16 protein-coding genes are annotated in these 14709 nt (G+C 45.2%); 6 read left to right on the forward strand and 10 right to left on the reverse strand.

Annotated elements, in window-relative coordinates:
* Positions 1-36 precede the first annotated feature (36 nt).
* Both ACO1PK_RS05195 and ACO1PK_RS05200 read right to left on the reverse strand, forming a co-directional pair.
* Positions 37-2892 carry a TonB-dependent receptor domain-containing protein gene (locus ACO1PK_RS05195; RefSeq protein WP_423187610.1) on the reverse strand — a complete coding sequence of 952 codons (2856 nt, stop codon included), beginning with the start codon at positions 2890-2892 and terminating at the stop codon, positions 37-39.
* Between the two features lie 265 nt (positions 2893-3157).
* Entirely contained in the window at positions 3158-4327 is a 1170-nt protein-coding gene (locus tag ACO1PK_RS05200) for a cystathionine beta-lyase (protein ID WP_423187611.1), read from the reverse strand.
* A 253-nt stretch (positions 4328-4580) separates the two neighbouring features.
* On the opposite strand from ACO1PK_RS05200, the gene ACO1PK_RS05205 reads away from it, so the two are divergent.
* From ACO1PK_RS05205 to ACO1PK_RS05220, 4 genes are all read left to right on the forward strand, one after another.
* Positions 4581-5333 (forward strand): substrate-binding periplasmic protein, encoded by a 753-nt coding sequence (locus ACO1PK_RS05205; RefSeq protein ID WP_423187612.1) that lies wholly within the window; start codon positions 4581-4583, stop codon positions 5331-5333.
* A gap of 129 nt (positions 5334-5462) precedes the next feature.
* A complete protein-coding gene (locus tag ACO1PK_RS05210; RefSeq protein WP_423187613.1) occupies positions 5463-5834 on the forward strand; it encodes a VOC family protein in 372 nt (123 codons plus the stop codon).
* Positions 5835-6211: 377 nt separating this feature from the next.
* Complete coding sequence (locus ACO1PK_RS05215) at positions 6212-7972, forward strand: S8 family peptidase (RefSeq protein ID WP_423187614.1); 1761 nt, start codon at positions 6212-6214, stop codon at positions 7970-7972.
* A 174-nt stretch (positions 7973-8146) separates the two neighbouring features.
* Positions 8147-8395 carry a DUF3297 family protein gene (locus ACO1PK_RS05220; RefSeq protein ID WP_423187615.1) on the forward strand — a complete coding sequence of 83 codons (249 nt, stop codon included), beginning with the start codon at positions 8147-8149 and terminating at the stop codon, positions 8393-8395.
* Positions 8396-8456: 61 nt separating this feature from the next.
* Here ACO1PK_RS05220 and ACO1PK_RS05225 read toward each other — a convergent pair whose 3' ends face one another.
* Positions 8457-9209 carry an SDR family oxidoreductase gene (locus ACO1PK_RS05225; RefSeq protein WP_423187616.1) on the reverse strand — a complete coding sequence of 251 codons (753 nt, stop codon included), beginning with the start codon at positions 9207-9209 and terminating at the stop codon, positions 8457-8459.
* 106 nt (positions 9210-9315) lie between these two features.
* Between ACO1PK_RS05225 and ACO1PK_RS05230 the strand changes: the two genes are divergently transcribed.
* Entirely contained in the window at positions 9316-10218 is a 903-nt protein-coding gene (locus ACO1PK_RS05230) for a LysR family transcriptional regulator (protein ID WP_423187617.1), read from the forward strand.
* The gene (locus tag ACO1PK_RS05235; protein ID WP_423187618.1) at positions 10218-10715 is read left to right on the forward strand and encodes an LURP-one-related/scramblase family protein; all 498 of its coding nucleotides are present in this window, start codon (positions 10218-10220) and stop codon (positions 10713-10715) included. Before ACO1PK_RS05230 ends, ACO1PK_RS05235 begins: the two co-directional genes overlap by 1 nt.
* Here ACO1PK_RS05235 and ACO1PK_RS05240 read toward each other — a convergent pair.
* The 7 genes from ACO1PK_RS05240 to ACO1PK_RS05270 form a co-directional block, all read right to left on the reverse strand.
* On the reverse strand, positions 10712-11191 hold the full coding sequence (locus ACO1PK_RS05240) for a hypothetical protein (protein WP_423187619.1): 480 nt from the start codon (positions 11189-11191) through the stop codon (positions 10712-10714). The two genes, ACO1PK_RS05235 and ACO1PK_RS05240, sit on opposite strands and share 4 nt — an antisense overlap.
* A gap of 82 nt (positions 11192-11273) precedes the next feature.
* Positions 11274-11867 (reverse strand): hypothetical protein, encoded by a 594-nt coding sequence (locus ACO1PK_RS05245; protein WP_423187620.1) that lies wholly within the window; start codon positions 11865-11867, stop codon positions 11274-11276.
* A gap of 203 nt (positions 11868-12070) precedes the next feature.
* Positions 12071-12193, reverse strand: a complete 123-nt coding sequence (locus ACO1PK_RS05250) for a hypothetical protein (protein WP_423187621.1) — start codon at positions 12191-12193, stop codon at positions 12071-12073.
* 19 nt (positions 12194-12212) lie between these two features.
* The gene (locus tag ACO1PK_RS05255) at positions 12213-12719 is read right to left on the reverse strand and encodes a hypothetical protein (RefSeq protein WP_423187622.1); all 507 of its coding nucleotides are present in this window, start codon (positions 12717-12719) and stop codon (positions 12213-12215) included.
* Positions 12720-12801: 82 nt separating this feature from the next.
* Positions 12802-13158, reverse strand: a complete 357-nt coding sequence (locus ACO1PK_RS05260; protein ID WP_423187623.1) for a barstar family protein — start codon at positions 13156-13158, stop codon at positions 12802-12804.
* Positions 13155-13559, reverse strand: a complete 405-nt coding sequence (locus tag ACO1PK_RS05265) for a ribonuclease domain-containing protein (RefSeq protein WP_423187624.1) — start codon at positions 13557-13559, stop codon at positions 13155-13157. Before ACO1PK_RS05265 ends, ACO1PK_RS05260 begins: the two co-directional genes overlap by 4 nt.
* A 74-nt stretch (positions 13560-13633) precedes the next feature.
* Positions 13634-14635, reverse strand: coding sequence for a nuclease-related domain-containing protein (locus ACO1PK_RS05270; RefSeq protein WP_423187625.1), 1002 nt, complete (start codon positions 14633-14635; stop codon positions 13634-13636).
* Positions 14636-14709 lie beyond the last annotated feature (74 nt).

Raw genomic sequence — 14709 nt, forward strand, 5'->3', positions numbered from 1 at the left:
GTTCGGGCTTTTTGAGTCATCTGTTTAACAACAAGCTTAGAAAGCGTATGACAAACTGGTGTAGTAGAAACGACCAATATTGTTATACAAGCCCGTTGCTGCAGTAGTTCCTGTTGTTACGCCAGGTAAATCGCGATCAAATACGTTATCCATACCGATAGCAACTTTAACGCCGCTAGCAAAGTCATAACCAAAGCGAACATCTGTGACGAAATAACTGCCGTAGCTCATAATATCACTTGGATCTGGGTTTATCGCCAGAGACTGCTCAGTAAAGAGTGATACCGCATCAATATAACGGGTTTTGAAGCCTGCCGTCCAAGCGTCATAACGATAGTTTACGCTTAAGTTGGCTTGCCATGTTGCATCACCAGCAACACCCGCATTTTCAATAAACTCTGACGGAAAGTCTTGGAATGAGAAGGTTTTGCGTGACTCTAACCAAGTACCAATTAATTTCGTATTGAAACGACCATTTAAGGCATCAAAATCGTAACCAAATTCAAAGTCTACGCCGCTTGCAGTTTGCGATGCTACGTTTTGCACTACAGACGTAATTAAACGTATGGTCTGGTTTTCTGGGTTTCGTTGCACCAAATTACAGAACTGCATATTTGGACCATTAACTGAGTCTACACAACGATTCAGAATGTTTTGCGCTGAAATAGAAGCAATAGCGTCGTTAATTTCAATCGACCAGTAATCAACCGTCATGCTTAAGCCACTGATAAAATCAGGCTGGTAAACAAAACCAATGGTATAACTTTCAGATTCCTCAGCACGTAAGTCTGGATTGCCACCATTTAGACCTTCAACCGTAGAAGGTGGATTGTTCAAGACGAGATCTGGAGCAATGCCGATTGCCGCGCAATTATCTACACGCGATTTGCTCTGCCGCTCGGTGGTAGCACAAGGATCGGTGACGCTAAAGAAGGTTTGGTTTTGTGGTCCAAATAATTCACCAATGTTCGGCGCACGTAAGGCTTCAGAGTAAGTTGCCCGAACGCGTAGCTCACCATTAACGCTCCAATCTAAACCGGTTTTCCAGCTTGTGGCTTCGCCAATAGTGCTGTAATCCGCATAACGTACAGCGGCATCAAACACTAAATCTTGGATGAAAGGTAAATCCGCTATTAGCGGTAATGAAATCTCGGTAAACGCTTCTCTTACGCTGAAGTCACCGCGCTCATATTGCAAGGCATTTAAGAATGTTGCGCCAGTGGCAGCAAAGCGATCAGGAATAGATTCACTTTCTTCTTTACGGTATTCCACACCCGCTGAGAAGCCAACCATGCCTGCAGGTAATTCAAACAAAGCACTGTTGTTAACGCTGGCGTTCGCAACCTGCTGCACAATCTTACTGCTGCTGTAAGACGTGGTATTAAACCAGTCGCGGGCCGCTTGATTGATGGCATTATCACCAAATAAGCTCGTAGGAGCACAGCCATTGGCACGAGCAGTGGCATCACGGCACACAATATTACCGTTCGCATCTTTAATTGCATCTACCGACTGAGCAAAGTTGGTACGCATTAAGTTATTGTAGTTCACTTGCTCTAAGAGCGTTTCGCCATGCGTCAGGTAAGTCTCAAAGCCCCAATCCGCAGAAAGTTCACCTTGGGCTCCCGCCACAAAACGTGACGTGGTACGCGTGTTTTCTTCAAAACGGCGTCCCGCATCTTTTTGGAAACGGTGAATACGAATTGAGGTTAAGCCATTGGCATCCATTAACGCAGCTAAGCTGTCATCTAGATAAGCATTATCACGTTGAATAGCAATGGCACTGCGGTATTCGAAAAATGACGGCTGACCTTCGCTGCTGCCTTTGCTACGCGCATACTTTGCTTCTGCAAACAAGTTGATGCCGTCGGTCACATCGAAGTTTGCTTTCATGTTGAGGTTTTGCCGATTAAACCCTGGTTGTAAGTCCTGATACTCACGTAAATTTAAAAACTCACAATTACTGCAATGCTCAATGTTACCGTAAGTAGTACCCAGCTCTTGCAAACGCACGCTGCCATCTTGATCAAAGATGTACCAGTCACCGTTTAACTTGAAGTTACCACCTGTTGAGCTGTCGTACCAACCGGCATTTGCCACAGTAATTCTATCGGCAACACCGTCATGTATGGTTACACCATCTGGACCACGAGAATCTTTATTAGCCGGGTTCGCAACGGCCATAAAAGGGGTGCGTGTTAAACTGCGCTCAGTTGCGTTCATGCCATTTTGGCCAGAAAACTCAGCAGCAACGGCAAAATTACCCCGGCCAGCAGCGAAATCGGTACCAAACGAAAGTAAGGCTTTGTGGTTTTCATAAGGATTATCATCAGCAAAACCTTTGCTAACCACTAAATCAAAACCTTGGATATCTTTTTTCAGACGGAAATTAACAACACCCGTTACCGCATCCGCACCGTATACTGCAGAAGCACCACCCGTAATAATTTCAACAGAATCTAACCAAGCAGTAGGAATACTGTTGGTATCAACTGACGCTGAACCTGCGCTGCTTGATACATGACGACGACCGTCAACCAACACTAAAGTACGAGCAGAACCCATACCACGTAAATCCAGCAAACTGATACCGGCAGTACCAATAGAGCGTCCAGCATTGGCTAAGGTGTAAGTCGCCGCCAACGAAGGAAGCTCTTTTAACACTTCACCAATATTCATGGCGCCGGTTTCAACTAAATCGCGGCCTGAAATGACCGTCACCGGTGATGGAGCAATAGCACCTTCCCGTAAAATACGCGAACCCGTAACCTGAATTCGCTCTGGCGCAGCTTCCGTTGTTTGTGCCATTACTGCTACCGGACTGGCCGCGGCTACGGCAACAGCAACCATACTCAAGCGGCCTAAAACCGCAGAGGAAGAACGTACAGACATAGTAACTCCTGATAAAAACAGCCGAAAACCGGCCAAGATCATTTCGCTATCATGGTGACAGCAAAATTAAAAACCTTCAGAGGGCCGGCATTGTATGGATTATCAGCAAAACTGCTAGCGGAAGTTGCTTAAAAAACACTGTTTGATGAATATTCATTCAGTATTTGTTTAAGGTACGAACAAGCTGGCTATGAATTAAGCAGGCTGGAAGCAGATTTCAAACTATGTGGAAACAGTTTAAAATCTGCATAAGTATGAATAAATTTTAGACAGTCGCGAAGCGGGTAAAAGCCAATTCTAGATCGGCAATCAGATCCTCGGGATCTTCCAAACCTATATGTAACCGCAACAGAGGTCCGCTGAAAGGCCAGGTGGTGGCTGAGCGTAGCGCTTGCACATTCAGAGTCGCTGTAATAAGGCTTTCATAGCCTCCCCAAGAAAAGCCCATCTTAAAATGCTGCATACCTTCAATAAAAGCTTGTACTTGAGCGGCTGATCCCTGCTTTAGTACAAATGAAAAGAGACCATTGCTACCGGAAAAATCTCGTTTAAAAAACGCATGTCCTGGATTATCGGCAAAAGCAGGATGCCGAATAGCAGCGACTTCTGGCCGCTGCGCCAGCCAGTTAGCTATCATTAATGCATTTTGCTCATGTTGCTTTAACCTAACGCCTAACGTACGCAAACCGCGACTGGCGGCATAAACGTCATCAGCAGAGGCACAATAGCCCAGTAGATAACTTTGTTCACGCAGTTGTGGCCAGCATTGCTCATTGGCCGTTGCAGTACCCAGCATCACATCAGAATGGCCAATAATGTACTTGGTTGCGGCTTGAATTGAGATATCCACGCCAAGCTCAAAAGGACGGCATAAAATAGGCGAGGCCCAAGTATTATCTAGTATCGTAATAATATTGTGTTGTTTTGCGACTTGGCAAATGGCCGGAATATCTTGCACTTCCATCGTCAGCGAGCCAGGCGACTCTAAGAAGATCACTCGCGTATTGGACTTAATTAAAGCAGCAATACCCGCCCCGATCATAGGATCGTAATAGGTGGTTTCTATACCTAACCCTGCCAGTAATTTATTACATAAACTGCGCGTGGGCTCGTAAGCTGTATCGACCATCAATAGATGATCGCCTTGTTTTAAAAAGGCCAACAAGGCGCCACTAATGGCTGCCGCACCACAAGGATAAAGTGCACAACCGACCCCACCTTCCAGCTCACACATCGCTTCTTGAAAAGCAAAATGCGTTGCTGTACCGCGACGGCCATAAAAAGGCACGCGGTTACCACGTTGCTGGGTGGCTGCTTTTAATTCAGCCATAGTATCAAACACAATAGTAGAGGCGCGAACCACAGGCGGATTGACCGCACTGCCAGTCCATTTTTTACTGCGGCCTGCATGAATTAATCGGGTATCTCGTTTCATTGCGCCATTCCTAACCTAAACTTAAAAGACTTCTGGAAGTCTGCCAGAGACTGTCGCAGAGTCAAAGCGCTATTTTAATGCATAGCGATTGCTTTATCCTTTTAGTAAACCGTAGAGCAGAAAACCTCTCTGATTAAACTAGGATTAACCGCGCAGTTGGCAAAATTTGTTTCAGGATCGCTAAACAGCGCTTTACAGCCTAAAACTTAGTGTTACCATTAAAGCAGTCTTTCAGCCAACCAAATCTTTAACAATGAAGCTTGCCACACCTTTGCTAAGCTTATTGCTGCTGTTAACTACAGCATCCTATGCGCATTCCCCGCTAAAGATTTGTTATGAATCCCCGGAAGATACCTCTGATTTACTTAGCTATCGCGCTGGCTATGAAGCGGCTTTTGGTGTGTATCTTGCCGTCGTATTAGAGGCACTAGAAACACTCCAGCAACCATACGAACTCCACCAGTTACCATGGCGCCGCTGCCTTGCGGCAACCATCAAAGGTGAGCTTGATGCGGTAATTGGCATTGGCTGGACAGCAGAGCGAAGCCAACAATTCTATTATCCTTATCAAAACAATGCGCCAGACGACAATAAACGCATAACGATGTTAGATTATTATGTTTACAGTGCCAGCAATAGCGCTTTGACATGGGATGGAAAAACCTTTCATCATGTCAAACATGGAGTGGCTACACCCAGTGGCTACGTCACTGAGCAACTCCTAGCTGAGCTTGGCGTTTTACAATCCTTAGACTCTTCTATTGGCGCTGGTTTGGATTTGGTGATCAACAATAGATTAGATGGTTATGTACTAGCCAAAGAAATTGCTGAGTTACAACTTCGCAATCATCCTAATGCAAATCAAATAAGGCAATTAAGCCCGGCATTTTACCAACAAGCTATATTTATGGTTTTTAGTCAACAATCTGCGTTATTAAACGAGCAGGAAAGAGCAGCCATTTGGTCAGAGTTGGCAAAAGCTCGGCTGAGACAATCTTTAAATTAGCGTGGTTGCATCTCAATAAAATAGAAGCTCCAAACTAAAGCGCTTTACGTATTAAGCAAGTCTGTACCTAGTAACCTAGTTTACCTTAGCATGCGCTAACAATTCGAAATCTACCTTTTAGGAGTTAACATGATTAGTTATGTCACATTAGGCGTTAATGATTTTACTGCTGCCAAAGCATTTTATAGCGAGCTGCTCAGTGAGCTAGGCGCAAAAAAGCTGTTAGATATGGATAGAATTACCTTTTTTGGTAAAAGCATGGCGCAACCTATGCTCGCGGTATGCGTGCCTTTTAATAAAGAACCCGCGCAACCTGGCAATGGTAATATGGTATCTCTTGCGCCAGGCTCTAAAGAGGCGGTAGATAAGCTGTATCATAAAGCGATTGCATTAGGCGCCCGCTGCGAAGGTGCACCAGGCCAGCGCATTCCTGGACAATTTTATGGTGCTTATGTACGTGATGCCGATGATAATAAACTCTGTTTTTGCCACTTTGGCTAAGCAGTACCTCACCCTATTTTTAAACATCTAGTCATAAAATACTATAAAGGTTAATGCTTTAGCATGCGTAAAGCCGTTAACCTTTTAAACCCATTCGTTATTACTAATAACAAAACGCTATAAAGAACTTTGTACTAATTAAGCAACAAGCCAGATTTTCCGCCTCTTAGCTTCGTATGCGCTAAAACAGTAATTTTTAAAAAAACCTTTTTCAGAAAAACAGTACCGATAATCGTTGCAAGCAGTTTCTTACTACTGATTTTTCTAATTTACAATCACTACAACTTTGTCATACAACATACAGATGATGTTGCTGTGGTGTTATAGCAAGTAGTCATCATCCCAGGGAATCCACCACAATAAAAAAAGGTGTGTTTATGCCAAATAAATATTTCAAATTACATGCAATAGCCTTGCTTTGTATACCTACCACTCTGCTTGTGCCAGCGGCCCTTGCTACAGATAACAACAACTACCAAGATGGCCCAGTCACTAGAGTAATTATCAAATATAAAGAAAGCCCAACCGCCAATCTCACTCAAACCCTGCCAGCAAGTATCGCCAAGCAAAGACGGGCAGAGCGATTAAGTACTAAAGCCCAACGTTTAAGCCAGCATGCGGGCAAACCTGTAAAATTCGTCCGAGAAACCGCCCTTGCTCAACACGCCGTTTTTAGCGTTGATCACCATCTCTCAACCAAAGAAACCGCTGAACTGTTAAGCACACTAGCCATGGATGACGAGGTCGAGTTTGTTGAAGAAGACAGACTGTTACACCCCACGCTGACGCCCAACGATACACTTTACAGTAATCAATGGCATTATTATGAAAATACCGGGGGTATTAGAGCGCCAGCTGCTTGGGATAGAGCAACAGGACAAGGCGTAGTTGTAGCAGTACTAGATACCGGCTTCCGCCCACATGTTGATTTAAATGCCAACCTATTACCAGGTTACGATATGATCTCGGATGCTTTTATCGGTAATGACGGTAATGGTCGTGACAATGATGCCAGAGATCCTGGTGATTGGACGAATGCTGGTGAGTGCGGTAACGGCCAACCGACCTCTTTTCGTTCCTCTAGCTGGCATGGTACCCATGTAGCGGGCACCATCGCAGCAGTATCTAATAATAATTCGGGTGTAGCAGGTGTTGCTTATAACGCCAAAATCGTTCCTGTGCGCGTATTAGGCAAATGTGGTGGTTATACCTCAGATATTGCTGATGGCATTATCTGGGCGGCTGGCGGAACCGTTAGCGGTGTACCAGCTAACCCCAACCCAGCCAGTGTTATTAATATGAGTTTAGGCGGCGGCGGTAGCTGTTCAGTAACCACACAAAACGCAATAAATCAAGCACGTAGCCGTGGTGCAGCCATTGTTGTCGCTGCCGGTAACAGTAATGCCAACGCCAATAACTTTAACCCAGGAAATTGTACTGGCGTAATCAATGTCGCTGCCACAAACCGTCAAGGCGGCCGAGCGAGCTACTCTAATTTTGGTACAAGCATTGATGTTGCAGCGCCCGGTGGTCAAATGACCTCCGCCAACGATCCTAATGGCGTACTTTCTACCTATAACAGCGGTAGCACAACGCCCGCTAACGACAGCTACGGTTATAGCCAAGGCACTTCAATGGCAGCTCCGCATGTTGCCGGGGTGGCAGCCTTGATAAAACAAGCGAAACCTTCAGCAACGCCAGATGAAATTGAAACAATTCTTAAAACTACCGTGCGTAGTTTCCCAGCCAGCTGCAGTGGCTGTGGTACCGGTATCGTAGATGCCAATGCCGCTGTATTAGCAGCACTCGGCAATTCGGACGGAGGCGGAAATGCCGGTAATACCAGCACCGCAACTAACTTGAGTGCCCGTACCAGCCGATGGTTACACTACACCGTAACAGTTCCAGCAGGTATGCGTACCTTTACCGCGAGTATCAGTGGCGGTACCGGTGATGCGGATCTGCATGTTCGTCGTGGTGCTAGACCAACCACCACTACGTTCGATTGCCGCCCTTACCTACAAGGTAATACCGAGAGCTGCAATTTTAGCAATCCTGCAGCTGATGTTTGGCATGTCAGTATTCGGGCATACAGCAGCTTCAGTGGCGTTACCTTAACAGTGAGTTACAATCCATAACACACTATTGTTAAAGACAGAGTAGCGGTTTCCCCCGCTACTCTGTATCAAAATCGGCTACTCGCACACCACAAACACTTTTTAGCAAAAATAATGCCGCTGTTTCGTCGTTAAGCTTGAGCCGCGCCATGGCTTTACCTACAATGATGTTCTTTTTAACCAAAGATCTAAACTATGAACGACCAAACCACTCGGCCAGCACTACCCGATCGCTTATCCGTAAACCCACGCAGTAAATTTTATAATGCTGCGATTTTTGAACATGAAGTAGGCATTAAACTTAACGGCAAAGAGCGCTTTGATGTGGAAGAATATTGTATAAGCGAAGGTTGGGTAAAAATTGCCTCGGCTAAAGCACTGGATCGCCGCGGCCAGCCACTACTGATGACCGCCAAAGGCACAGTTGAAGCATTTTACAAGTAATAAGATCTGTAACCTTGCTAGAGAACGAAAACGGGCGAAGTAACTTCGCCCGTTGTTTTATTTAAAACTCTTGCACCGTTGGTCTTAGCACAATCTCATTGATATCCACATCCGCAGGTTGCTCTACCGCATACGCAATGGCCCGCGCGACTGAATCGGCTGGAATTTCATTTTGTTGATAAAATGCTTGCACATACTCGGCACTGGCACTGTGCTTACTGCCATGCTTTAACTCCGAGGCAACCGCGCCAGGTAAAATCGTGGTCGTGCGAATAGCGCCGCCAACTTCATGCCGTAACCCCTCGCTAATGGCACGTACCGCAAACTTAGTTCCGCTATATACCGTGCCACCCGGACTAAAGACTTTGATCCCGGCAACAGAAGAGACATTTATAAAATGGCCGCTGTTTTGTTGTTGAAACACCGGTAACGCGGCGGCGATACCATACAACACCCCTTTGATGTTGATATCGATCATCTGATCCCACTCGGCAACGCGCAGCTCAGACATAGGGGCAATCGCCATTAAACCGGCATTATTGACCATCACATCTAAACGACCAAAGCTGCTGATCGCCAAAGCTACCGCGGCCTGCAAATCGCTTGGCTTAGTCACATCAGCGACCTGGTACACCGCAGCACCACCCGCGGCGCTGATTTCGGCTACTAATTGCGCTAAGCGCTCAGCACGCCGCGCCACTAATACCAGTTTAGCGCCACGGCTAGCCAATAAGCGCGCGCTGCTCTCACCTAAGCCACTACTGGCACCGGTAATTAAAATCACTTTTCCTGCAATAGCATCATTATTTGACATCTTCACTCTCCAGTTCGATAACTAAACTTTCATCAGTATAGGCTAGAAAAACCCACACAAAAATGGAACAATCCGTACTTTAGAATTCCATTTTAAGGAATAATCCATGCGTGATGCTTTAGCGTTAATGCGGATCTTCTGTACAGCGGCCGAGTTAGCGCACTTTAAGGCGACTGCCAGCAAACTGGCCATTTCACCTCAAGCCGTGACGCGGGCCATTCAGCAGTTAGAGCAAATGACTGGCGAGCTGTTGTTTCATCGCAACACGCGGCAAACCAGACTGACCGAATTTGGCCAACAGTTTTATCTCGACTGCCAACAACAGCTTGGGCAACTGGAGCAGTTGCTAAGCCCAAGACAACTGCGCGATGGCCATAGCGGTGTGGTAAGGTTAACGGCACCTGCTGCGATGCGCAGCGTGTTAATGCCTGTGTTACTGCAATTTGCGCAGCAATACCCTGCCATTCGGCTGGATTTACGTTTATCAGACCAACATAGCGCTGTGGTGGATGAACAAATTGATTTAGGCATTCGAGCGGGTTTATTGCGCGATCAAAGCTTTGTGGCAGTATCGTTGTCACAAGTCGCCTTATGGTTGGTTGCCAACCCAGACTACCTGAAACGCCATGGCGCACCCAGCAGCTTGGCGGATTTGGCTACGCAGCAACAGGTCAGCATGCTTGATCCTGCAACAGGCAAGCCGTGGATGTGGTTTTTTAAAGACGCGGTAACGTATCAGCCAAGAAAAGTGCGCTTTCTGGTTAATGATGCCGAACAAGAATTAGCGGCGGTTTGCGCAGGCTTAGGACTTGCGCAAGTTGCTGACTTTATGGCTGCGCCTAAAGTACAGCAAGGCGAACTGGTCAGATTATTGCCGCAGTTAGAGCCAACCCCATGGCCATTATCGTTGTATCGGCCCCAGCGTGGCCCAGTTGCTGCTAGAGTTAGAGTGTTATTTGATTTTTTACGCGACAAGCTTAGCCAATTCACTACATGCGAGAACCTTTGATGAAATATTTGATTAAACAAAAATTACTTAGCCTAACAGACAGCTTTACTATTGAAGATGAACGGGGTCGAGCCGCATATTTGGTCAAGGGTAAAATATTCAGTTTTAGCAGTAGCCAAACGTTATCCAATGCTGCAGGCCTGCCATTACTAAAAATTCGCCGCAAATACCTGTCGATCATGCCGGCTTGTCGCATCGTTAATAACGATGGCAGTGAATGGCTGGTGCGTAAACGCTTTTGGGCCTTTTTAAGCAGCCGGTTTTTGGTAAAAACGCCATTTGGGCAACTGGAGATGAAAGGCAATTTCTGGCAGCATGAGTATGACATTCGCCAACAAGGCCAGCTGATTGCGAGCGTCTCCAAGAAATGGTTTAGCTGGTCAGATACCTACGCTGTTGATATCTTCAAACCAGAATGGACTGAACAGTTATTAGCGTTAATGATTGTGATTGACCGCTTACAACATAGCGATCGTAATTCAACCTTTGGTGATTAAAAAAGCCTACGGATAAGACCACGAAGCACAATAAAACCAAATAACAAAACTAACGGAACAGTAAATAATTTTAGCTTACTATCAAATAAAGTTGATGTTATATCCGTTTCTGAGGTTGCTGCAGCCGCAGCGGGTTGCTGCATGGGAGGCAGAGGTGTCTCAGCCTCAACGGTGCTTACTTCTGCAGCAAGCATTTCTCTCAACGTTGGCGCTGGCGGAGGCGTAAAAGGTCTTACGGTTCTTATTTGATTATCAGGTACAAAGTTTGCTACGTCTAATGGTGTGGGGATAGGATTACGACAATAGGTATCAAGCTGATACTTACTTTCTCGATACACTTTACTATGTAAGTCATGACTAAAGCGTTTAACTTGGTGCTGCAATAAAATACAGGCTGACTCGGTATATTGCTGTTGGCTGTAAACCGATGGTGACGCCAGTAAGATGTATGATAAAGCAAGAAACCCGTAGCGCATAAGTCATCCTTGAAATAGTGATACTAAATGCTAACAAGCTAAGGGCGCCACGGCAAGACTCAACGCAAAAATCCTTATTAGCTTAAGGCGAATGCCCCCAAGGTGCGGGGGGTATTTCAGTGAGAGGCTGGCTTAAATCAAAATCAATGCGCCAGCTCCATTCCTCACCACGCACCGTGCCATAGGTATAACGCACACCGGGTTCAATTTCAATGCGCCAGCCTCGATAAAAGCCAGACTCAGCGGTTCTCTCTACCGACTGAAAGTCATGCCGAATAACGGTGCCTTCACCATACGAAAAACCACCATACATGGTGACCTTGTCATCAGTACCTGCTTTAGTACGATGATCATGGCGCAGCTCCAGCCTATCTGCATGCTTGGTAAAAATCCACGTCCGAGAACGATTCCACTCTTGGCTTGCTTCCAACTCTATATGAAAAGGCACTTTTAATTGCGTTTCGCTACATTCGCGAAAATGCACAATTAACAATTCAGTACCGGTTAGCATAGCATCGCCTGGCGGCTCCAAGGTTAGTTTACCTGGATAAGCTTTACCGCACTGTAGGCTTAATTGTTGAAAAAACTGAGCAAAGGCAGGCTCTGGTTGGGCGACTGCGGATACCTGTAAGCTTAAGGGTAAAAATACTACACTGAGTTTGGATAAGTAATGCATCAGTAAAGAGGCTCTTTTAGTCGATGATAGGTTTAATAATGAACTACCATAACCAATGCTAGCAGTAAACGCCAATTAAATCAGTGGCATTAATTGGCGCATTTCAGGGTATTTAAGAACGCAAAATGAATTAGCTGCACAGGCTCCGTTTCGCTAAAATTGAAATGCACTATCTCATCATTATTTTGAGCAAGCATTGACGATTACTCAATTATTGCATCTACAAAACCTTTCGTTAGCATAGGCAACATGGCAACATGCTCATCAGTAGAGCTGGTGCGGGTGTAAATAGAAAAGACCTGTTGTTCTTGTAATAATATATGCAAGGCAAGCCCATAACTGTGGTTACTTAGGGATACTAACTTCTTCCAACGGCTTTAAAGACAGCTTACAGATTGCATTGTAAATGATACGGTAAAAAATGATTTCATAGATCAGCACAAAGGCAAGCAAAAACAGATGGCTCTCCATAAAGTAAGAGTCATCACCAATCATCACGGTTAGCGCAACAGTACTAAGTAATATTAAAATGATTATCAATATGAAAGCCTGCACAGAAGCGGGTAGGGCTAAACAGATGAACCTCTCTAAAAACCCACCAGATGCAACTTGTTCACTTTTTTTATAGCATAGGTAGACGCCAAAAACCGTACAGAACATCACTATTAAGAATTCAACCAATAAATAAAGCTTGTCATCACTGGACAGTTCAGGAGAAGGACAGAGGGATATTGCGTACTGTGCTATAGAAATAAGCAGCATTAGAGCTACCAAATATTTCACACTCTCACTTTGTGAATGCTGGTTGTTATTAAATTTATCGATAAGTTTGTTTGTACTAAAGAAATGCATATCGTCTTCCTTGGCCTCAATTATAGCTTAGCGTTGAAACAGCAAAATATTAACAAAAAATAACAAAAAAGCAAATAAATAATCAGCAAGACTTAATATACAGCTCAACGTCAAGTTCTATTCCTTTAACACTTGCATAATCTATGAGATCTTCCATAAGTTGCTGCCAACACGCCAACGCCTGTTCGTCAACAGCAGCCTTGCTATCAATGGAAAAACGCCAAACCGTTGCTTGTTTTAACGTATCCACTTGATCCAGCAACAGATCATAGGCCGCATCAAAGTTGCCACCAAAATAGTCAGGAAACTGAAATGAAGTTTGCAAGCTGTTTAAAATGCTCTCGCGGTTAACACTGCTGTTAGCAGTTAAGCTAATAACATCAGCAGGAGCAACAGCACCTAGCAAGGTGATACGGCTGTTTATGCTAAGCAAATTCATGGTACACCGCTAATTTGCCGAAAAGATTTGTAATGATCTTCGGTATAATAAAAAACATCAGGTGGATTTCCTCCCGTTACCACACGCCTAGGGCCACGATGAGAAAGGCTAGGTGTATCTACAGTATATTCCCGGTAATAACCGCTGTGCTTAATCGGCAACAAACGTTCTCGGTTATGAAAAGTAATACCATCACGATCGTATGGAAAGGGGCCGTTATTACGGATCCGTACTAGCGTTTTTTGTAACTCAAGCTGCTGAGCGGATAGACGAGGTTGCAGGCTCTCGCTTTGCTCGGCTACAACATTTTGAAAGCCTTCATCCAAGGCATTGCTTATATTGCTACCCTGAAAATGGTAAATGCCAGCTACGACCAGCAACAGCAATAGAAACTTTTTCATAAAAATCCTTTTTTAAGTTAGCACCCACTAATCATTACAGAGATGCAGTGCCTTTACAACACTATTGTCCCCCGCTAGCGCTGCGGTCCGGTAATCTGTTGTTTATGGGCTTTGCGCATAGCAGATTGCGCGGAGGCAGTAAGATTGAGTTTGGCAGTAAACTGGCGCAGTTGATCATCACTAAAACATGGCTGGGTAAGTTGTTGGATAAAATCTGGTACTTGCTGAATAAAACATACGTTGGGAGGTAATACTGTTTTTAGTTCTGCCCGCTCACTAAAAGCCACCACCGAATGCACTTGTGTGCTTTCTTGCAAAGTTAACCCCAGGGCAAACTTTACAGCCTCAGTATGCTTATGATTTTGCCGTAAAGGACTCTGAAAACGGTGTTTACGCCGAAAATGCTGAACTGTCCAATAGTCCTGCTGCTCACTGCCGAAGATCCACCCCCGGTAGTTTTTTACTTCCACCACAAAAATACCAAAACGGCTCAGTACCAGATGATCAATCTCGGTTAAATCGCCCTGCGCCGTCTGCAAGACCAGATTACGATAGTGCTGATAACCTTCTGGCAACCGCTTTAACAACACACGGTGTAATTGCCGTTCAGCCATAGCGCCCAAAAACTGCGCCTGATTAGCAAACAACAGCCAAAAGACCAGGCGAAATAATATTAACGCCAGCAGGAAAATAACGATGTAAGGAATATAAGGCTGAAACAAGCTAAACATCATAGCGCCCATATCAAGCTTAAATGGGACCGCGGCAGTGTTTTCAGGCGTGGCGGCTAAAACTACAGGCTCGGTGGTTGAGCTAGCTACCGGAGAAGGCGCAATCGTTTTAGGCGGCACATTGCTTAACACCAACGGCTTAGCAGGTGCCGCTATGGGGTTTTGGCAATGCTGGTTAAAATCCCGCTGAGCTTGCCGATAATACCGACTTTCTGGCTGCGCCGCAAAACGATCTATTTGCTGCTGCAACAGTAAACACGTTGCCTCGGTATACTGCTGCTGGGCGGAAGTAGTGTTTGACAACAACACTAACAACAGCAAAATCACACTTAACATAACCCGCATCTTTCATCCTTGATTAACTGTTTTTCTCTTGCGTAAGACCGCACTAGCCTTTTAAATAATATTAAATTCCTGAA

It is taken from the genome of Alishewanella sp. d11, from assembly GCF_049390205.1.
In the GTDB taxonomy this organism is placed as follows: domain Bacteria; phylum Pseudomonadota; class Gammaproteobacteria; order Enterobacterales; family Alteromonadaceae; genus Alishewanella.